We start from the raw sequence: 14,236 nt of genomic DNA, 5'->3' as shown, positions 1-14,236 counted from the left end.
ACGCCATGAGTGAGTCCCGCGAAACCGAGCTTTTGGCCCGCGTTCCGAGCCAGCTGTACATCAACGGTCAGTGGGTCGACGGCAGCTCGGGCCGCACGATTGCGGTGACTGACCCCGCGACCGGCGTCACGATTCGCTCGATCGCCGACGCCAGTGTCGAAGACGGCGCCCGCGCTCTGGATGCCGCGGTGGCGGCTCAGGACAGCTGGGCTGCGACGGCCCCGCGTGTGCGTGGCGAGATTCTGCGCCGGGCCTTCGACTTGCTGCAGGAGCGCAAGGAAGACTTCGCACTGTTGATGACACTGGAAATGGGTAAGCCGCTGGCCGAGGCCCGCGGCGAGGTCGGTTACGGCGGCGAGTTCCTGCGGTGGTTCAGCGAGGAAGCCGTGCGCATCAGCGGTCGGTATGGGTCAAACCCCGAGGGCACCGGTCACATGGTGGTGACGCAGCGCCCGGTCGGACCCTGCTTCCTGATCACGCCCTGGAACTTCCCGCTGGCCATGGCCACCCGCAAGATCGCCCCGGCGCTCGCCGCAGGCTGCACCGTGGTCGTCAAACCGGCTGCGCTCACCCCGCTCACGACGTTGCTCTTCGTTCAGCTCCTCGAAGATGCCGGGCTGCCGGCCGGCGTCGTCAACGTGATCACCACGTCGACATCCGGTGCGGTCTCCGACCCCATCATCGCGGACCCCCGACTGCGCAAGCTCAGCTTCACCGGTTCGACGCCGGTCGGCCAGGCCCTGCTCCGTCAGAGTGCCGAGGGCGTGCTGCGCACCTCGATGGAGCTCGGCGGCAATGCCCCGTTCGTCGTCTTTGCTGACGCCGACCTCGACAAGGCCGTCGACGGTGCGATCATCGCCAAGTTCCGCAACATCGGCCAGGCCTGCACGGCGGCCAACCGCTTTATTGTTCACGCCTCGGTCGCCGACGAGTTCGCCCGTCGTATCACCGAGCGGGTCAACGCGTTCCCGATCGGTCGCGGCACCGACGAGGGCATTGTGATCGGTCCGCTGATCAATGACAAGGCCGTCGCGAAGGCCGACGAGCTGGTTCAGGATGCGCTCACTCGCGGTGCGACGCTGCTTACCGGCGGCGCGGCTATTGCGGGCGACGGCTCGTTCTACCAGCCGACGGTGATCAGCGGAGTGACCGCGGGCAGCGAGATCCTGCGTGAAGAGATCTTCGGGCCGGTGTTGGCAATTGCGACGTTCACCGACGAAGACGAGGCCGTGCGCCTGGCCAACGACACCGAGTATGGCCTGGTCAGCTACGTCTTCACCGAGGATTTGGCGCGTGGCCACCGCATGATCGATCGCCTCGAGACAGGCATGATGGGCCTGAACGTGGGCGTCGTCTCGAACGCCGCGGCACCGTTCGGCGGGGTGAAGCAGTCGGGGCTCGGCCGCGAAGGTGGGCTCGAGGGCATCCACGAGTACCTCTCGACCAAGTACACGCTGATTCCGAACTAGCCCTGCGAAGCGCACCTCGAGCGCGGATCGTCGCTTACGGTGAGCCCTGGCGCGGCGGTCCGAGCCGACGTAGCGTAGTCCCGAGGGCCGGATCTGGCACCGGCCCCGCGCAGAAGGGTGTGAAGCAGATGAGCGTTGGACGATTAATCGTACGCGTGGTGATCGGATCCTTGTTCGTCGGACACGGCGCCCAGAAGCTTTTCGGTTGGTTCGGCGGCTCGGGTCTTGACGGCACAGACAGGGTAATGGCGGCAACCCAGATGTATCCGGTGCGTCCCAATTCCATCGCAGCCGGCCTCACCGAGGCCGGCTGTGGTGCACTGCTCGTGGCCGGGATCGCGACGCCAGCCGCTGCGGCTGGCCTGATTGGTGTGATGACCACGGCGATACGCACGGTGCACGGCAAGAATGGGCCGTGGAACTCCAACAGCGGCTGGGAGTACAACGCGGTGATCATCGCAGCGCTCACCGCCCTCGTCGACAGCGGTCCGGGCTCGCCCTCATTCGATGCGGCGCGGGGACGCGTGCGGTCCGGTCCCGGTTGGGCGCTCGGTGCGCTGATTGCAGGGATGGCCGCCTCGACACTCGCGACCCAGCTCGGCCGTCGGAATGCGCCACGCTCTGGCGAGGCGGACGAGGCGGTCCCGTCTGACGCCGCAGCCTGAGCAGGCGGCACGATTCAGTAGACTCCACGAGTGCCCGTCATCGAGATAACCGACCTCAGCGACCCGCGTCTAAGTGACTATTCCCATCTCACCGATGTCGCCCTGAAAAAGGCGCGGGGCACCGAACACGGTCTCTACCTGGCAGAGTCGGCGCTCGTGCTGGAGCGGGCGCTCGGGGCCGGCCATCGACCGCGTTCCGTTCTTGCCCTCGGGGGCACCGTCGACGAGGCGGTGGCGCTTGTCGGCGGTGACGTGCCGGTGTTCTCGGGGCCGGGTGAGCTCCTCGCCGACCTGACCGGCTACATCCTGCACCGCGGACTGATCGCCTCGATGAACCGGCCCGCTCTGCCCGACCCTGACGACCTGCTGGCCAGTGCCCGCCGCATCGTCATTCTGGAAAACGTGGCCGACCCCACCAACGTCGGCGCCATCTTTCGCTCGGCCGGAGCCATCGGCGCCGACGCGATTCTCGTGACGCCGCGTTGCTCCGACCCGTTCTACCGCCGCGCCATCCGGGTCTCAATGGGCACCGTGCTGCAGGTGCCCTGGACGCGCATCGGTGACTGGACCTCGACCCGCGAACTGCTCACCCGGCACGGCTTTCATGTCGCGGCGCTGGCGCTCACCCCGGATGCCGTGAGCCTGCGCGATGTCGACGGCACCTCTCACGACCGGCTGGCTCTGGTGCTCGGTGCAGAGGGTCCCGGCCTCACCGATGAGGCGTTGGCCGCCTCGGATACCGTCGTTCAAATTCCGATGATGCACGGCATCGACTCGCTCAACGTGGCGGCCGCCAGCGCTGTGGCGATGTGGGCGCTCTCGGCCTGATCGAGCGCCGACGATTGGGGAGTTAACTCCCTCGTCGCCGAACCCGTTTCGGAGGAAACTAACGGGCATTGCTCCTGCGTACGTCCACCGGGAGTCCCCCTACCCAGGAGATTTTGTGAAGAAACCACTCCGTCCACTCGTGTCGGCGACGGTCGTTGCAACGATGGCCCTGAGCGCAGCGGGACTCGCCCTCGCGGCACCCGCGTCGGCAGCGCCCGGTCAGTACCACGATGTCCACACGTCGAGTGTGTTCTGGGAAGGCGTCAATGATCACACCGGCTACATCAATGACGCGAACCCTCACAACTTCGCCGGCGACATCCGCGGCTGGTCTGACGATGCCTTCGACAGCATCCCTGACCCGTTCTATCTGCGCGATGGCGTGAACTCCTGGGATTTCGTCGCAGATGATGCTTCCTCGGTGATCAACGAGGGCGGCCGCTCCGTCTTCACGATGACGGGCAACACGGGGGGTGCGTTCTTAACCGCGACCTACGACGTCACGCTTGTTCTCACCCTGGACGGTAACTACGCGCAGTGGTCATACACGATCACCGACGTATCCGTGGTGGTCGATCCCGCTCATCTCGCCGCCCTGACCGTTGGATTTGAGGGAAACCTGGGTTCAGACAACGATTCATTCTTTAGTGTCAACGGCAGCACGATGGTCAGTGACGATAATGCGGTGGGGCCTTTTGCCAACGATCCGGTGATCGGCTACAACATCGTCACCAACGGAACGTTCAACGGCTGGAACGTTGAGGACGGTACCGGCTACGTTCAGCCCACTGTGACCGGAGCGTCGCAGTTCGATCTCACGCTGGTGATCGTGGACTATGAGGTGTGCAACGGGCTTGAAAAGGCACGCGCCTTCGTGCAGTCGATTGTCGCAACCCTGCCATCGACCATGGGCGCCAGCTACGACGCGGTCGGCTCGTGCGTGACCGCGGCTCCGCTCAGCCTGGCCGTCGGAACGCCGGTGAACCAGGATCTGGTCCTGACGCTCGACGCCGGCCTCGAGGTGAACGATGGCTACTTCAACCCCGCTAATCCCGTGGTCGCTTCAATCGATGGCCTTCCCGCCGGACTCACCGACGCCGCCGTTCGCCAGGCCGATGGAACGTTCCTCGTCACTGTGACCGGAACTCCCACCGAAGCAGGCACGTTTCTGTCGACGCTGCGCTTTCACATGACGTCCGCAGGCGGCGGCGATGCCCCAGAAGGCAGCCCGGCAAACGCCCTCCCGTTGACCGCGCCGTTCACGGTGACGGTAACTGCTGCAGCTACTCCGCCCGCTGTTCCGCCCGCTTCCACTCCGGCTGCCGGCGTCGATGTTCCGAAGGTCGAACTTGCCGCAACGGGCTTCGACGGCCAGACTGCCGGACTGCTCGGCCTGTTTGTCATGTTGGCCGGCGTCACGCTGCAGGGAATGCGTCGCATCCGTCGGACCTAACCGAACCGATCGCCCCACGAGCCGGTCTGCAGAATCTCAGTTCTGCGGGCCGGCTCTGTTCGTCTGTGCTCGGGAGTCACGTTGCGCGCCGCTCGATCGCGGGACGTGTGCCGGTGGGCGCTTCTTCGCAGGCAGAACGAAGCCGTCCCGGCCTAGGCTGGCCTCATGAGCAACGATGCCGTCATTGTCGATGTTGTGCGCACGCCGTCTGGTCGGGGTAAACCGGGCGGCGCGCTCTCGTGCGTGCATCCGGCCGATCTGCTGGCTGGCGTGCTGGCCGAGTTGGTCGCCCGCTCCGATCTTGACCCGGCTCTGGTCGACGACGTGATCGGCGGATGCGTCAGTCAGGTGGGCGAGCAGAGCTCCAACATCACGCGCACCGCGCTGCTGTCGGCAGGCTTCCCCGACTCAGTGCCGGGAACCACAATCGACCGGCAGTGCGGCTCGAGCCAGCAGGCCGCCACCTTCGCCGCACAGGGCGTGATCGCCGGACACTATGACGTGGTGATCGCCTGCGGCGTCGAGTCGATGAGCCGAATGCCACTCGGCTCAGCGACGACGGGTCAGGACCCGTTCGGAATTCTCATGCACGAGCGTTACCCGAACGGGCTCGTGAGTCAGGGGGTCTCGGCCGAGTTGATCAACGCGCAGTGGGGCCTGGGCCGTGACGAGCTCGACGAGTTCGCGGCGCGGTCGCATCGGCTCGCGGCATCCGCGGGCGAGAAGGGGCGCTTCGCCCGAGAGCTGATCTCTGTGACGACCCCCGATGGAACCCTCGTGAGCGTCGACGAGACCATCAGGGCCGGCACCACGATCGAGACGCTCGCGGGGCTGAAACCGGCGTTCTACAGTGAGAAGCTCGCGGTACGGTTCCCGGACCTTGACTGGAAGGTCACCGCAGGGAACTCGTCACCGCTGACCGATGGCGCCTCGGCTGCGTTGATCATGAGCGCGTCGCGCGCCGCCACGCTGGGGCTTACCCCGCGTGCCCGGTTCCATAGTTTTGCGGTCACAGGCAGCGACCCCCTGCTGATGCTCACCGGGGTGATTCCGGCGACCCGGCGCATCCTGGGTCGGGCTGGCCTCAGCCTCGACGAGATCGACGTTTACGAGGTCAACGAGGCGTTCGCTTCGGTGCCGTTGGCCTGGCTGCGTGAGCTCGGAGCCGATCCGGGAAAGCTCAATCCGTGGGGTGGGGCGATTGCCCTCGGCCACGCCCTGGGCTCCACCGGCACGCGCCTGCTCGGCACGCTGCTGAACGAACTTGAATCCGGCGGAGGCCGCTTCGGCTTGCAAACCATGTGCGAGGGCGGCGGAATGGCCAACGCGACAATCATCGAAAGGCTGTAGAAATGCTCATTCACGGATGCTCCGCACTGATCACCGGCGCGGCCTCGGGCCTCGGCCTGGCCACGGCCACCGCCCTCCATGATGCCGGTGCCTCAGTCGTGCTGTTCGACCTGCCGGGGGCACCGGGCGAGCAAATCGTCTCGGCCCTCGCCGACCGCGCGCGATTCGTTGCCGGTGACGTGACCCGGGCGGCCGATGTGCAGCAGGCCGTCGACGCGGCGGTGGACCTCGGCCCGCTGCGGATCGTCGTGAACTGTGCCGGAATCGTCTCCGGGGCGCGCACGGTCGGGCGGGAAGGCCCGCTGCCGCTCGAGGAATTCGAGCGTGTGATTCGGGTGAATCTGATCGGAACGTTCAATGTGATTCGACTCGCGGCTGCAGCCCTGCAACAGACCGAGCCAATTGGTGAAACCCCTGAGCGCGGTGTGATCGTGAACACCGCCTCCGTCGCCGCGTTCGACGGGCAGATCGGGCAAGCCGCTTACTCTGCCTCGAAAGGGGGAGTGGCTGCGATGACGCTCCCGCTGGCGCGTGAGTTCGCCTCGTCGCTCATCCGGGTGATGACGATCGCACCCGGTACCTTCGACACCCCCATGCTGCGGCAGCTGCCGCAGGCGACGAGGGATTCTCTCGGGGCCCAGGTGCCGCATCCGTCGCGTCTCGGCGACCCGTCAGAGTTTGCCGCACTGGTGCAGCACATCGTTGAGAATCCGATGCTGAACGGCGAGGTGATCCGTCTCGACGGGGCAATCCGGATGCAGCCGCGGTAGGCCACCGTGCTCTCAGAAAAGGCCCCATGAATGTGATTCATGGGGCCTTTTCGTGGAGCGTGTTGGGTGCGGTGGTTAGCAGCGGCCTCGCTTGAGGACGGTGTCTGAGAGCGCTGATGTGCCGCCGATGAGGGTGATCGTGGTCGGTGTGAATGACGTCAGATCGGTGTGGATGCCGGCGGGGATGCAGGTGGGTTGCACGACGTAGAGCGGTGCTCCCTTCGCTCCGGCCAGTGCGGCGCCGGCGAGGGCGTCGGGGAACTGGAAGCCGGTGGCGAGGTAGGCGCTCTTGATCGTGGTGAACGCTGCTTTGTTGACTTTCTGTGAGGTGTCGAATCGGTCGGTGCCTGAGATTCGGGTGACCTTTCCGATGCTCTTCAGCGAGGAGACGATCTCGTTAGAGACGGCGGCTTTTCCGCCGACGACCGTCACGTTCTTCACGTTGAGTTTCGTCAACAGGGTCTTGGTTGCCGTGTCGGCGCTGGTCGCGCCGCCGTTGACGAGTAGAACGGGGATGCCGTTGGCGCCCGCTGCGGCGGAAGCCGACAGTGCGTCGGGGTAGTTCAGTCCTGTCGCGAGGTACGCGGACGCGACCGAACTGCCAAATGCCTGCGTGACGACCTGTCGGGCGGTGTCGAAGCGGTCGGAACCGGCCACACGTTTCACGGTGGGGGCGAGTTTCTTGAGCTCGGCCAGTACGGTGTCCGAGACGGCGGCGGTGCCGCCGACGACGATGATCTTGCCGGGCTTCAACCGTGCAATCTCGGTTTTCACGACGGCGGGAAGTGCGGCCGGCGGGGTGAGGAGCAGGGGTCCGCCTTCCTTGGTTGCGGCCGGGGCTGCGCCGAGGGCGTCGGGGTAGTTGGTGCCGGTGGCGATGTAGACGACCGGGGCGGTCTTGGCGAAGCCGGCCTTCGACAGTGCGACCGAGGTCGCGTAGCGGTCGGTGCCCGAGATGCGCTTCATGGTCGGCTTCCACGGAGCCGGCGGCTTCGGTGTCGTAGTCGGCGTCGGCGTCGGTGTCGGGGTGGGCGTGGGCGTCGGTGTGACGGCGGTGGACTTCCAGCCGGCGTAGACCGTGGTGGCCACGGTGATCGGTGCCTCGAAGTTGAACGGCGTCTTCAGTGCGGCATCCGTGAACCAGCCGGTGAACGTGAAACCTGTGCGGGCAGGCTCCACGGGTTCGGTGGCTAGGGAGCCGTAGTCCACCGTCTGGACTGTCGACGGGTCATTGTTTCCCGGCTCGAAGGTGACGACGTGGGTGTCAAGGGCCCACTGCGCGTAGACGGTGGTCGCCGTGGTGATTCCGGTGCCGAAGTCCCATTGCAGTCCGCCGACGGGCTGATCGAACCAGCCGAGGAAACTGTGGTGGGCCCGGGTCGGAGCACTGGGTTCGCTGGGGGCGGTGTCGTATTCGACGCTCTGTGTGGTCGGGCCCTGGCCGTTCTGAGCGTCAAACGTGACGACCCTCATCGCGATCTCCCACTGGGCGTAGAGGCTGGTGGGCATGGTGGCCGCCGTAGCGGTGTTCCATGGCGCGCCGCCGCTGGGCGCAGTTGACCAGCCGTGCTGGTCGAAGCCCAGGCGAGCCAGGTGTGAAACGGATGTCGGCAGCTCCGCGGCATCCATGCTCTTCGAGTAGACCGCGACGAGTGGCGTAGCCGGCCCGCCATCATTGGCATGCAAGGTAAAGGGGAACGCATCGCCCGAGACAGGGGTCGAGAGCGTCTTTGTGTTGCGAATCGTTCCTGAGTTCTCGATGCTGCCGCTACCGATCAGGTATCCGGAGTTATCGAGCACACCGGAGTTTTTGATGAGACCGGCATGGTCCAGCCTCTCCAGGTTCTCGATCAGTCCGGTGTTTGTGATGACCTGACCGGGCTGAGTCGTCCAACGGGCGGGAAGGATGATGTGGCCGGCCGAATTCATAGAACCAAACGACGGCGAGGCTCCGATTCCATCGAATCCCCGGCCGAATGCGAGCATCCCCGGCGCCACCGCTATCGCTGTCACCGTGGCATCCGCACCGATCGTGAGATTGGCTCCGGGACTTTGGCTTGCCCCACCGATCGCTGCGCCGTAGTTGGAACCTGTCGCACGAACGGTTCCGGCCGCGATGGTGATCGTCATGGGGGGAGAAATGTTTCCGCTGCCAATTCCCGCGCCGAACGCGCCGGCGATTGCGTTGATCTCGCCGCCGAGGATGGACACGACACCTCCCGAGGTTTGACTCGAACCGCCGAGGCCAGCGGCGGCATATCCACCGGTTGCAGTGACCGCACCGCCCGAGATGATGATCGTCGGGTTGGTTCCCAGCTCCCCTGCTCCGATGCCGGCGCCGCCCGTACCACCCTGTGCGGTCACAACGCCGCCGCGAATCTCGACTATGCCGCCGTCCCCGTAAACGCGGTAATCGGATGCGTACCCACCACCGCCGATTCCGGCAGCGCCGCCGAAATCGTTCTTGCTGGATGCGGCCGCATCAATTGTTCCGCCGAGTATTCGAATGGTCCCTGCGCTCGGATTGACCATTGATCCACCAATTCCGGCAGAACCATAGCTTCCACGAGCCTTGAGATTTCCGGGGCCGTCGATAAGGAGCTCCGAGGTCGGACCGACTGCGATGCCGGGATTTTGGTGTTCGCCCGTGACTGAGAGGCTGTAACCGCCAAGATTGAGCGAGACGGTTGCACCGGCAGGAACAACCAATCCTTCACCGGATTCTGGACCGGCGATGTTCTCGCCCAGCGTCACGACATTTCCCACACCAGATGCCGCAGTGAATGCTGCCTTCACCTCGGTCCACGTGGTAACCAAGGTCGTGTTCGCCGAGGCGGGGAGGGGGGACGCGACGACTGAGCCGGCAGTGACGAGCAGAATCGTCATGAGGGCTGCGGTGAGAAGAGGCAGGCGTCTGGGGCCGGGCCCCGCTTCTGCTCGATTTGGTCGGGTGAAAGACGGGGCAGGCATAGAACTCCAGTCACGTGGGCGAAACTTCAATGATACGCAACGTTTCGGAAATTCCGTGACTCATTGCGGGGGCATATTTGGGCCGTTTGTCACCCAGCGGGCTGATGTTCGGCGTTTGGACTTGCAGCGGAAACTGTTGTGGTGTGGCATTCGGCGTAAATCGTCGATTCGGCTGTGATCGGTTGGCTGAAATCGAACGCTGAGGTCGTCAGGTGCGTGGGCTGTCGTGCTGATGACGACAGTCTGCGGTGTGCGCGCGCCGCGACCACTCATCCGTCTCGACGGGGCAATCCGGATGCAGCCGCGGTAGGCCACTGTGCTCTCAGAAAAGGCCCCATGAATGTGATTCATGGGGCCTTTTCGTGGAGCGTGTTGGGTGTGGTGGTTAGCAGCGGCCTCGCTTGAGGACGGTGTCTGAGAGCGCTGATGTGCCGCCGATGAGGGTGATCGTGGTCGGTGTGAATGACGTCAGATCGGTGTGGATGCCGGCGGGGATGCAGGTGGGTTGCACGACGTAGAGCGGTGCTCCCTTCGCTCCGGCCAGTGCGGCGCCGGCGAGGGCGTCGGGGAACTGGAAGCCGGTGGCGAGGTAGGCGCTCTTGATCGTGGTGAACGCTGCTTTGTTGACTTTCTGTGAGGTGTCGAATCGGTCGGTGCCTGAGATTCGGGTGACCTTTCCGATGCTCTTCAGCGAGGAGACGATCTCGTTAGAGACGGCGGCTTTTCCGCCGACGACCGTCACGTTCTTCACGTTGAGTTTCGTCAACAGGGTCTTGGTTGCCGTGTCGGCGCTGGTCGCGCCGCCGTTGACGAGTAGAACGGGGATGCCGTTGGCGCCCGCTGCGGCGGAAGCCGACAGTGCGTCGGGGTAGTTCAGTCCTGTCGCGAGGTACGCGGACGCGACCGAACTGCCAAATGCCTGCGTGACGACCTGTCGGGCGGTGTCGAAGCGGTCGGAACCGGCCACACGTTTCACGGTGGGGGCGAGTTGCTTCAGCTCGGCCAGTACGGTGTCCGAGACGGCGGCGGTGCCGCCGACGACGATGATCTTGCCGGGCTTCAACCGTGCAATCTCGGTTTTCACGACGGCGGGAAGTGCGGCCGGCGGGGTGAGGAGCAGGGGTCCGCCTTCCTTGGTTGCGGCCGGGGCTGCGCCGAGGGCGTCGGGGTAGTTGGTGCCGGTGGCGATGTAGACGACCGGGGCGGTCTTGGCGAAGCCGGCCTTCGACAGTGCGACCGAGGTCGCGTAGCGGTCGGTGCCCGAGATGCGCTTCATGGTCGGCTTCCACGGAGCCGGCGGCTTCGGTGTCGTAGTCGGCGTCGGCGTCGGTGTCGGGGTGGGCGTGGGCGTCGGTGTGACGGCGGTGGACTTCCAGCCGGCGTAGACCGTGGTGGCCACGGTGATCGGTGCCTCGAAGTTGAACGGCGTCTTCAGTGCGGCATCCGTGAACCAGCCGGTGAAGGTGAAGCCTGCCGCTGTCGGGGCGGCCGGTTCCGGGAGGAGATCGCCGAGCGGTACGGTCAGGGTTGAATCGGCTCCATTACCGGTGAGAGCGATTGTCACGGCGATGATGGTGCGCTCCCAGCCCGCAAAGATCGAGGTCGCGCTGGTGATGGGGGTGTCGAAGTCAAACGCGGTTGTCAGCGCAGCTGTCGTGTACCAGCCGGTGAAGGTCCAGCCGGTTTCAGCAGGCGGTGCCGGCTCGTCGGCGGTGAGTCCGTAGTTGATGGTCTGGGCGTCGATCGCGGTGCCGTGTCCGCCCAGGTTGAAGGTCACGGTCGAGGGTGCGACTGCGGTCCATTTGGCGAAGATCGTGGTGTTCGCGTTGATCGGGGTGGCGAAGTCGAATGCGGCGGTGAGGCCGGCGGTGGTGTGCCAGCCGCCGAAGTCGAAGCCGGGTGCGGTCGGTGCGGGCGGCTGGGTTGCCGTCTGTCCGTAGTTGATGGTCTGGGCGTCGATCGCGGTGCCGTGTCCGCCCAGGTTGAAGGTCACGGTCGAGGGTGCGACTGCGGTCCATTTGGCGAAGATCGTGGTGTTCGCGTTGATCGGGGTGGCGAAGTCGAATGCGGCGGTGAGGCCGGCGGTGGTGTGCCAGCCGCCGAAGTCGAAGCCGGGTGCGGTCGGTGCGGGCGGCTGGGTTGCCGTCTGTCCGTAGTTGATGGTCTGGGCGTCGATCGCGGTGCCGTGTCCGCCCATGTTGAAGGTCACGGCCGAGGTGTTGATCGACCAGCCGGCGTAGAGGGTGGTGTGAGCGTTGATGGCGGAGCCGAAGTTGAACGGGGTGGTGCGGCCGGGATTAGAGAACCAGTTGGTGAAAGTCCAACCGGTCGCCGTTGGCGTCGGCGGCTTGACGGCTTGTTTGCCTAGGTGCACGGTCTGATCGGCGACGGCGCCACCGTGTCCGCCGAGGTCGAAGTTCACGGTGGAACCCCATCCGGCGTGCAGCGTTGTGTCGGCGTTGATCGGGGTCGAGAAGACAAACGGTGCGGTGAGAGCTGCATCCGTGTACCAGCCGGTGAACACGCGACCCGCAGCAATGGGCGTGGGGGGTATGGCTGTGGTCAGGCCCGCGTTGACTTCTCGTGAGGGAATTGCGGCGCCGTTGCCGTTCATGTTGAAGTCCACCACGGCGTACGCCTGGGCCGTGTAACCGGCAAAAGGAGAGCCGTAGCCGCCGCTGTAACGCACGGGGTATCGCACAGTGACGCCGGCGGGGCCGAACGAACCACTTGCACCTGCGGCGGTGACAGTGGGACGTGGGCCGGTCATTTTGACTGTGGTGAGGGTGTTCCCGGCGAAGGCCGATGCGCCGATGCTGGTCACCTTGGCGGGGATTGTGATGCTCGAGATTCTGTTGTTCGCGAAGGCCGATGAGCCGATGTCGGTGATGGTCGATGGAAGGTTGACGCTGTAGAGCTTGTTTCCGCTGAATGCGCCGTTGCCGATCGTGCGGAGATTCTCGGAGAGGCTGAGATAGTTGATGCCCTCGCTCTGGAAACCGTTAACCGAGACCGCCGTGACGTTGTAGTGGGTGTCTGAGATATACGTTTCCGCGGGAATTTGAATCTGTCCGGAGAGTCGGTCGTAATGCTCATCTGCAGAGTTGAAGCTGGCGACTGCTTCGGAGCCGTTAAACGGCGTGAGCGTCACGCCGGGAGGCGAAGGCCAACTCTCGGCACTGGCCGGTGTGGCGCGCAGCAGCTGCCCGCTACCGAGAAGAAGCGCGATGGTCAGCGCGGCGATGAACCGGCCAGCGATTCGACGGATGCGCCCCTGCGGGCGTTCGTAATTGAAGCCAGTGTCGAGCATTCCCGAACCCCTACGTGAATCGAATGTGTATGAGAACGGTGCCCCCAGTGCGCAGCTCGCGCGCAACTATCCTATGCCAAACGCGCATACCAATTCCCCCATTGAAGGGGCATTTTCCGGCCGAATCGGCGCCGGTTAACTGTTGACGCTCCAGCGGGCGTATACGGTGGTGTTATCGGTGAGGCGGGCGCCTGTGCTTTCTTGCTGACGACGACAGACTGCGTGGCGATCGTGCCGTGACCGCCGAGATTGAAACTGACCGTTGATTCCCATCCCGCATAGACGGTGACGTCTGCGGTGATCGCGTTGTTGAAGGTGAACGGCGTGGTGAGCGCGGCATCCGCGTACCACGTGGTGAATTCCAGGCCCGTGGCGGTGGGCGGCGTCGGCACGGACGCTTTCGCGCCGACAATGACACTCTGGTCGGGACCCGTGCCCTGGGCGTTCATTACGAAATCCACGGTGGCAATCGGTGGGCTCTTATAGCCGTTCCAGTTGCCCGTTCCGTCGATTTCGTATCCACCTGCGTAGAGCGTGCTCTGGTATTTCCAGGGTTAGTACACGGTGAGGCCGGCACCCGTGCGAAGGCGTTATCGCCGACCTGTGTGAAGCCCGCATTCAGGGTGACTGAGGCGATCCCCAGGGTGGTGAAGCCTCCAGCCGCAAAGCCGCCGACGCTGTAGAGCGGGCCACCATTGAGGATGTTTACCTCGCCCAGCCGTTGAAGACCGCGCCGGGCGCGGTGGGCTCACCCGGCCGTGCTGCCTTCTGGCCGACAACGACGTCTTGCGCGGTGGGGGAGCCATGGCCCGACATATCGAAAGTTACGGTCGCAAGCGCTGCGGTCTTGTACTGATTCCACGCACCGCCCGTATACCCGTTGGTGTACCGGTCGCGATCGAATTTCCACGGGTAGTAGACCGTGGGGGCATCGCCGGGGCCGAGCGAGCCGGTGCCCGGAACGTAATCTGTTGAATCTTGTTCCCGGCGAGCCCGTAGCCACGGATCGTTCTCAGTCGGGCAGGGAGCGTGACTGAGGTGTGGCTCCTGTCCACGAAGCCAGAGCCAGAGACATCAAGGGTGTCGAGGCGCTTGCCCCGATCAGGGCGCTGTCCGGCAGCACCAGCGGTTGGTTCGCCGGTGGGCCTGAAGTTCCTGCGCGGACGCCAAGTTCATTATCCATCAGGTAAGAAGTCCAGGCCGGGGTGCGCGGGATCTGCCTCCGCGAATGCCGGGGCTGCAGAACTCAGTTGCCCGCCGGCGGCCAACGCCGCGAAGGTCACCGCTCCGATGATCTGCAGAATTCTGCGTGCCGGCTGGCGGGTGCACTGTAATCGAGGCGTGTCTCACGCACTGCTGAAACTCCCACTGACGTAGACCGGCAGGAGGATATTGCTCCGTGCATGCGTGAGCAAACCGCG

10 protein-coding genes are annotated in these 14,236 nt (G+C 64.9%); 6 read left to right on the top strand and 4 right to left on the bottom strand.

Features of this window, described 5'->3' with window-relative positions:
• The first annotated feature begins 5 nt into the window (after positions 1-5).
• The 6 genes from HNR05_RS10535 (at position 6) to HNR05_RS10510 (ending at position 6,535) form a co-directional block, all read left to right on the top strand.
• A complete protein-coding gene (locus HNR05_RS10535; RefSeq protein ID WP_179578971.1) occupies positions 6-1,469 on the top strand; it encodes an NAD-dependent succinate-semialdehyde dehydrogenase in 1,464 nt (487 codons plus the stop codon).
• Positions 1,470-1,597: 128 nt separating this feature from the next.
• Positions 1,598-2,134 carry a DoxX family protein gene (locus tag HNR05_RS10530; protein ID WP_179578970.1) on the top strand — a complete coding sequence of 179 codons (537 nt, stop codon included), beginning with the start codon at positions 1,598-1,600 and terminating at the stop codon, positions 2,132-2,134.
• A 30-nt stretch (positions 2,135-2,164) separates the two neighbouring features.
• Positions 2,165-2,962, top strand: coding sequence for a TrmH family RNA methyltransferase (locus HNR05_RS10525; RefSeq protein WP_179578969.1), 798 nt, complete (start codon positions 2,165-2,167; stop codon positions 2,960-2,962).
• Positions 2,963-3,077: 115 nt separating this feature from the next.
• A complete protein-coding gene (locus HNR05_RS10520) occupies positions 3,078-4,415 on the top strand; it encodes a hypothetical protein (RefSeq protein WP_179578968.1) in 1,338 nt (445 codons plus the stop codon).
• 165 nt (positions 4,416-4,580) lie between these two features.
• Positions 4,581-5,765, top strand: coding sequence for a thiolase family protein (locus HNR05_RS10515; RefSeq protein ID WP_179578967.1), 1,185 nt, complete (start codon positions 4,581-4,583; stop codon positions 5,763-5,765).
• A 2-nt stretch (positions 5,766-5,767) separates the two neighbouring features.
• A complete protein-coding gene (locus tag HNR05_RS10510; RefSeq protein WP_179578966.1) occupies positions 5,768-6,535 on the top strand; it encodes a 3-hydroxyacyl-CoA dehydrogenase in 768 nt (255 codons plus the stop codon).
• Positions 6,536-6,610: 75 nt separating this feature from the next.
• Here the strand turns inward: HNR05_RS10510 and HNR05_RS10505 are convergent, their stop codons facing one another.
• The 4 genes from HNR05_RS10505 to HNR05_RS17380 form a co-directional block, all read right to left on the bottom strand.
• Positions 6,611-9,421 (bottom strand): cell wall-binding repeat-containing protein, encoded by a 2,811-nt coding sequence (locus tag HNR05_RS10505; RefSeq protein WP_179578965.1) that lies wholly within the window; start codon positions 9,419-9,421, stop codon positions 6,611-6,613.
• 469 nt (positions 9,422-9,890) lie between these two features.
• A complete protein-coding gene (locus HNR05_RS10500) occupies positions 9,891-12,815 on the bottom strand; it encodes an InlB B-repeat-containing protein (RefSeq protein ID WP_179578964.1) in 2,925 nt (974 codons plus the stop codon).
• A 71-nt stretch (positions 12,816-12,886) separates the two neighbouring features.
• Positions 12,887-13,276 carry an InlB B-repeat-containing protein gene (locus HNR05_RS10495; protein WP_179578963.1) on the bottom strand — a complete coding sequence of 130 codons (390 nt, stop codon included), beginning with the start codon at positions 13,274-13,276 and terminating at the stop codon, positions 12,887-12,889.
• A 244-nt stretch (positions 13,277-13,520) separates the two neighbouring features.
• Positions 13,521-13,631 carry an InlB B-repeat-containing protein gene (locus HNR05_RS17380; protein WP_218868866.1) on the bottom strand — a complete coding sequence of 37 codons (111 nt, stop codon included), beginning with the start codon at positions 13,629-13,631 and terminating at the stop codon, positions 13,521-13,523.
• Positions 13,632-14,236: the final 605 nt, after the last annotated feature.

The sequence above is a fragment of the Leifsonia psychrotolerans genome, assembly GCF_013410665.1.
Taxonomy (GTDB): Bacteria; Actinomycetota; Actinomycetes; order Actinomycetales; family Microbacteriaceae; genus Cryobacterium; species Cryobacterium psychrotolerans_A.
This window is presented reverse-complemented; position numbering and strand designations above follow the sequence as displayed.

Coding starts and splice junctions, on each gene's coding strand:
- HNR05_RS10530 (WP_179578970.1), top strand. CDS start 1,598: ATGAGCGTTGGACGATTAATCGTACGCGTGGTGATCGGATCCTTGTTC.
- HNR05_RS10515 (WP_179578967.1), top strand. CDS start 4,581: ATGAGCAACGATGCCGTCATTGTCGATGTTGTGCGCACGCCGTCTGGT.
- HNR05_RS17380 (WP_218868866.1), bottom strand. CDS start 13,631: ATGTCGGGCCATGGCTCCCCCACCGCGCAAGACGTCGTTGTCGGCCAG.
- HNR05_RS10500 (WP_179578964.1), bottom strand. CDS start 12,815: ATGCTCGACACTGGCTTCAATTACGAACGCCCGCAGGGGCGCATCCGT.
- HNR05_RS10505 (WP_179578965.1), bottom strand. CDS start 9,421: ATGACGATTCTGCTCGTCACTGCCGGCTCAGTCGTCGCGTCCCCCCTC.
- HNR05_RS10510 (WP_179578966.1), top strand. CDS start 5,768: ATGCTCATTCACGGATGCTCCGCACTGATCACCGGCGCGGCCTCGGGC.
- HNR05_RS10535 (WP_179578971.1), top strand. CDS start 6: ATGAGTGAGTCCCGCGAAACCGAGCTTTTGGCCCGCGTTCCGAGCCAG.